The sequence below is a fragment of the Corynebacterium sp. HMSC074C04 genome (genome assembly GCF_001838295.1).
Classification (GTDB): Bacteria; Actinomycetota; Actinomycetes; order Mycobacteriales; family Mycobacteriaceae; genus Corynebacterium; species Corynebacterium amycolatum.
On record NZ_KV836272.1, the window covers coordinates 1,292,063 to 1,297,140 of the forward strand.

The window sequence follows — 5,078 nt, forward strand, 5'->3', positions numbered from 1 at the left end:
CGCCGGTAGATCCACGACTAGACCTACAAGCTCCGTCACATCTGCCGGAACCTCACCAGTGACACCAACCCCTGTGAGAAAGTCCAACACCTTTGGGTCTGTCTTTGGACGGTAGGAATCAGTCATTGTTTTCACGCTCCTGTCTCTAGGCCGCGTTGCGTTCAATTAGAGCTTCCATCGACTCACGATTAACCCGGAGGGCGCGGGGTGTGATGTATGACGCTTCGATCTTTCCATCGTCAATAAGTCGGTAGACGGTCCGTGTTGACAGACCGTACTCTTCGGCGATTCGGGATACCGAAATCCATCGGGGTTTTGGTTGTGCTGACATTTTTTCTCCTTTTCGGGTCGGTGTCAGAACCTGTCATGGCACCCATTCGCGCGGTAGGCAATACGTGAACCAATGAGTGCATAAAGGACGTTACAACACTCTACCAATGGGTCACGTTACGACGGCGCTGACGGGCACGGTAACGATCACTAAACCCACTGTTCAGAGACTTTTCAACAGCAGTTATCCACAGAGTTATACACAGTCACATTAAGGAAAATAAGGAATATCCACAGGGGAATTCAGCACAATCACGTTAAGGAATACGACGAGAAAATACTTATCCGCCAGCTTCGCAAAATCTTTATGCGTCGCATTGTTTACATAGGGATAAAACAACGGGGCAATTTGCGTTATTTATGGGGAGCGGTCCGCATAATTGCACAAAAAAGTTCCCCCACCCGGAACCAACCGAGCAGGGGACAACAGCCAACAGGCTAAGCGTTACGCCGCCTCGTCATCGAGCTTCACCAGCGGCATAACGATCCGGTTGGCAACCTCAATATCGCGAGCCTGCGACGAGTGCTGATACTGCAGCGCCGCGTTCACAGTACTGTGACCAAGCCGCGCCATGATCTCCGCCAACGACCCACCAGCACGCGCGAATTCAGTTCCGCCGTAATGCCGCAAGATATGCGAATGAGTGTTCGTGTGCCCCAGCGTCTCCTCACACACCCGTTTCAACATCGTGTTGAATCTACGACGGTCCACCCGGCCCCCGTCTTTATTGGGAAACAGCAGACCCTCACGGCCCGGCTGCGAAAACGTCTCCATATGCTGCCGCAACGCCGGGACGCAACCATTTGGGATAGTCACCCACCGGCTCCGCTTGGATTTCAGATAATGCACCACTTCGTTAGTGTCCTCCCGGTATTGGCGTTGCACATGAATCTTCCACACGTTCCCATCGTGAAAAACATCTTTCCGCCTTAGCTCACACCACTCACCGACACGGAACGAGCAACCAGCAAAGATAAGCACCGGGGCTTTATAGCGCGCGGGAATCTTAGCGATAAACTTTGCAAACTCCGCCGGTGTCGGGATCTCCTGCTCTCTCTTCGCCGGTGGCCGCTTGCTAGCGCCCTCAATACTGACTGGGGATACTTCAATCAGCTCATCACGCACCGCCTGATTAAAGATCGTTGCCAGCAGCGCGTACACGTCCCGGTTGCGCTTATCCCGCCCCTTACGGGTTTTCAGCATGGAAAAGTACCAATCACGGACCTGATCGCGGGTAACAGACTGCAGGGACTTATCACCTAGCACCGGCTTAATGTCGTTTTTGAACATACTTCCGTAGGTGAGTTGGGTACTGCGTTCCCAACGGCGCTTTTCCGGAAGCGTCTTGTAAAACTCTGTGACGGTCATCTTCGCGAGCTTCTTCGCCCGCTCCCGCTGCTGCGGTGGTGTCCATTCATCGAACAAGAATAGGTGCTCTTCCGCTTCACGCCATGCTTCCGCCTGGGATTTGCGGGGGAAGGTCTTTGAGTACGACTTACCCTTATGGGTGTAGCGAACGCGCCACGAGCCGGACGGCAATTGCTTAGGGCTGCCGATTTTCTTTGCCATTGTCAGCGTCTCCTTTGACGTGCGTGCCTACCGCGCGTGACGAGATTCGTGACAAGTCGTGACAAGATTCGTGACAAATGAGAGTGTATCAGGTGGCGTACTAGTCATAACGTGACGTAGACTGATAAGCGCCTGACCAGCACAGACAACAGGGAAAACCCCCAGTAGAACAACTACCGGGGGCTTCTAACTGCGGAAGCAGGGGGATTTGAACCCCCGGAGGTGTGACCCTCGCTGGTTTTCAAGACCAGTGCATTCGGCCGCTCTGCCATACTTCCAACGACAACATCATAACCGCATACCGCCGTGAGGCAGCAAACGCCCTCATAACACCCCTTGCCAGCACCTTTCGCTAGTCTTCTCATCCCAAACCACACCCCAAGCATCCACCTCTACAGACATAACTATTTTTGCTAATTGCAAAAGAGCTTGAAATACCGCGTGCATAACCAGTTTTTGCATTACCTTTGAAGACTATGAAGGCAATCATTCAGACTGATCTTTCCAACCCCCGCGCCCTGGAATGGGCCGATGCTCCGGAACCGACTCTCGAGGATGGGCAGGTGCTGGTCAAGGTCAAGGCCGCTGGAGTAAACCGCGCTGACCTGCTGCAGGCCGCTGGCCACTACCCGCCACCGAAAGGCGTGACCGACACCCTCGGCCTGGAGTGCGCGGGTGTCATTGAAGAGGTCAAGGGCGACTCTCAGGGCTGGAAAGTCGGCGACGAGGTCTGCTGCCTTCTCTCCGGTGGCGCTTACGCCGAAAAGGTCGCAGTCCCGGCCGGCCAGATTCTCCCACTGCCACATGGCTACTCCTTCACCGAGGCCGCATCTATCGTCGAGGTTGCCTGCACGGTGTTCTCGAATGTCGTGATGATTGCCGGCCTAAAGGAAGGCGATCTACTACTGGTTCACGGTGGCGCGGGTGGCATCGGCACTTTCGCTATTCAGATGGCCAAGCAGCTGGGCGCTCGCGTCGCAGTCACCGCCGGGTCGGCGGAGAAGCTGGCTAAGTGCAAAGAGCTCGGCGCCGACATCCTCATCAATTACAAAGAAGAGGACTTCGAGGAAATCGTCACAGCTGAGGGCGGTGCCAATGTCATTCTGGACATCATGGGCGCAAAGTACCTCGACCGAAACGTCAAGGCCCTGGCGAAGGACGGCCACCTGGTCATCATCGGCATGCAGGGCGGCGTAAAGGGCGAGCTCAACATCGGCCGCCTGCTGAGCAAGCGCGGCTCCATTACCGCCACCGGCCTGCGCTACCGCGATCTAGCTGACAAGGCTCGCATCGTCAACGCCACAGAGGACACCATCTGGCCAATGCTTGCCGACGGCACCGTCACCCCTCAAATTCATGAGGTCATGGATATGCGCGACGCGGCCAAGGCCCACGAACTGCTCGACAGTGGCGCGGTCAGCGGCAAGATTGTGCTGACCGTCTAGTTAGCTGACCGCCTAGTTAACCGAGCGAGGCAACTGCGCGCACAAGCTGGTCAATGTCGTGCGGTGTATTGAACGGCTGGAGGCCGACTCTCACGGCACCTCCAGCCTCAGCGATGCCCATGGCCTCCAGCAGTGGCGATTCGTATGCATCAACAATGCTGGTCACCAGGCCATTATCCAGCAGCCTATCCACGACCACCTTCGCCGACACCCCATCGACGAGGAAGCTAACGCGCGGAATGTGCTGTGCTCGCGACACACTCGCGAAAGAATCATCTTCGGTATCCATGCCGATGATGTACACCCGCGGCAGGGTCATCAGCGCCGCAATCAGGCGCTCCGACAACGTCGTCAAGTAGCGAGAAACCTGCGGCATCGCCGTTTCAATGCGGTGCCTACGCGACCCCCTCGCCGTGCTATCCAGCGATGCCAGGTGCAGCACCGATTCCGACACCCCACCGAGCAGTGCCGGCGACACCGGGGAAACCTCAATCCGCTCGACGCCGCGCGCATTCGGCACATAGCTTAACGACGTCATGCGCTCGAACATCTCGGGATCCTTGAACACCAAAGCTGCGACCTCAGGCCCGCCCAGCACGGAGGCGTCAACCAGCATGATGTCGGCGCCCAGCTTGCTCATCGACACGTCGCGGTAGGCAACAATATCCGAGACATCGACCAACACCCAGGCGTTGGAGTGCTCATGCACCCGCCGAGAAATGTCAGCTACCGGCGCAATGGTGCCAACGAATGGATCCGCGGCCGGGACGACAACAAGGCGAGTGCCCTCGTCTACAAGTTCGTCGAACTGCCAGGAGGGCAACGTACCCGAGGACAAGTCAGCCTCAGCAATGCGGACTTGAGCCCCGTAGAGATTGGCTGCCCGGCGTAGTGGTGCGTGTACGACCTGCGAACCGATGCGAGAAATCACCAGGTTAGAGCCGAGCGTCAAGCGTCGACTCATTGCGGAGGTGAACTGCTCCATGAGCACCTCACGCGAAGAACCCAACACCACACCGGCGACCGGACCGCCAGTGAGGTCTGCAAAAGCCCGGCGCGCACTGGCGGTTAGTTCCGCTGCAGCGGGCACCCCCGAGCTGCGCGACTGGCCATGAGCCCCCGCCCCAGTCTCACCTGGAAGGGACTTCTGCGCATTGCGAAATGCAGAAATCATCGCAGCCTGAACACGTTCGGGCACCTGGGTGCGTTGACCCGCATTGAGGTATGTCCACCCGTCGGAAAGCGACGAGTAAGCACCCCTGGTTGTAGGCACATCGAAGGCCATGAAAACCCTTTCCCGGTTTTGAATTCAAGCTGCGATATCTATTTCAGAATTAACCGTGCAATCACCCACGAATCGAGTGTCCATGCCTCGAACCGTGTATCGCTTGCACATCTTAGTTGGAGCCAATTCTATCGAAGCAACCCCCTATAGGATAATCTTTATCCCTTTTTAGTAGTTGCTTAAAATTGGCTGAACTTTTCCTGCCTGTAGCCATGCGCAAGCACTCCCGATGCGTGAATCATATGCACCAGCCGCAGACCATAAAGCAGTTACAGCGGCGATTGTATGTAAGTTTTCCAGAGTCACATAACCAATCACATAACCAGTTGTGAAACCAGCCTCAGAAGCACCACGTAACCACCAATGACAACCATCCCACGCGACCGTCGTTCGCCGTCATGACGTGGAATAATGGCTCGCCCGGCGCTGTCGGTATTCAATCTAATCC

The 5,078-nt window shown here is 56.2% G+C and carries 4 protein-coding genes and 1 tRNA gene; 1 reads left to right on the forward strand and 4 read right to left on the reverse strand.

The annotated features are described in order from the left end of the window. Window positions 1-145: 145 nt before the first annotated feature. The 3 genes from HMPREF3011_RS11035 to HMPREF3011_RS10110 form a co-directional block, all read right to left on the reverse strand. On the reverse strand, window positions 146-331 hold the full coding sequence (locus HMPREF3011_RS11035; RefSeq protein ID WP_083309515.1) for a helix-turn-helix transcriptional regulator: 186 nt from the start codon (window positions 329-331) through the stop codon (window positions 146-148). Between the two features lie 444 nt (window positions 332-775). Further along, window positions 776-1,900: a tyrosine-type recombinase/integrase gene (locus HMPREF3011_RS10105; protein WP_070841477.1), complete on the reverse strand. Its 1,125-nt coding sequence runs from the start codon at window positions 1,898-1,900 to the stop codon at window positions 776-778. A 193-nt stretch (window positions 1,901-2,093) separates the two neighbouring features. Beyond that, window positions 2,094-2,178, reverse strand: a tRNA-Ser gene (locus HMPREF3011_RS10110). A 198-nt stretch (window positions 2,179-2,376) separates the two neighbouring features. Between HMPREF3011_RS10110 and HMPREF3011_RS10115 the strand changes: the two genes are divergently transcribed. Continuing rightward, window positions 2,377-3,345 (forward strand): NAD(P)H-quinone oxidoreductase, encoded by a 969-nt coding sequence (locus HMPREF3011_RS10115; protein ID WP_038627285.1) that lies wholly within the window; start codon window positions 2,377-2,379, stop codon window positions 3,343-3,345. 16 nt (window positions 3,346-3,361) lie between these two features. On the opposite strand, the gene HMPREF3011_RS10120 is transcribed toward HMPREF3011_RS10115, so the two are convergent. Further along, window positions 3,362-4,630: an aminotransferase class V-fold PLP-dependent enzyme gene (locus tag HMPREF3011_RS10120; protein ID WP_038627283.1), complete on the reverse strand. Its 1,269-nt coding sequence runs from the start codon at window positions 4,628-4,630 to the stop codon at window positions 3,362-3,364. Window positions 4,631-5,078: the final 448 nt, after the last annotated feature.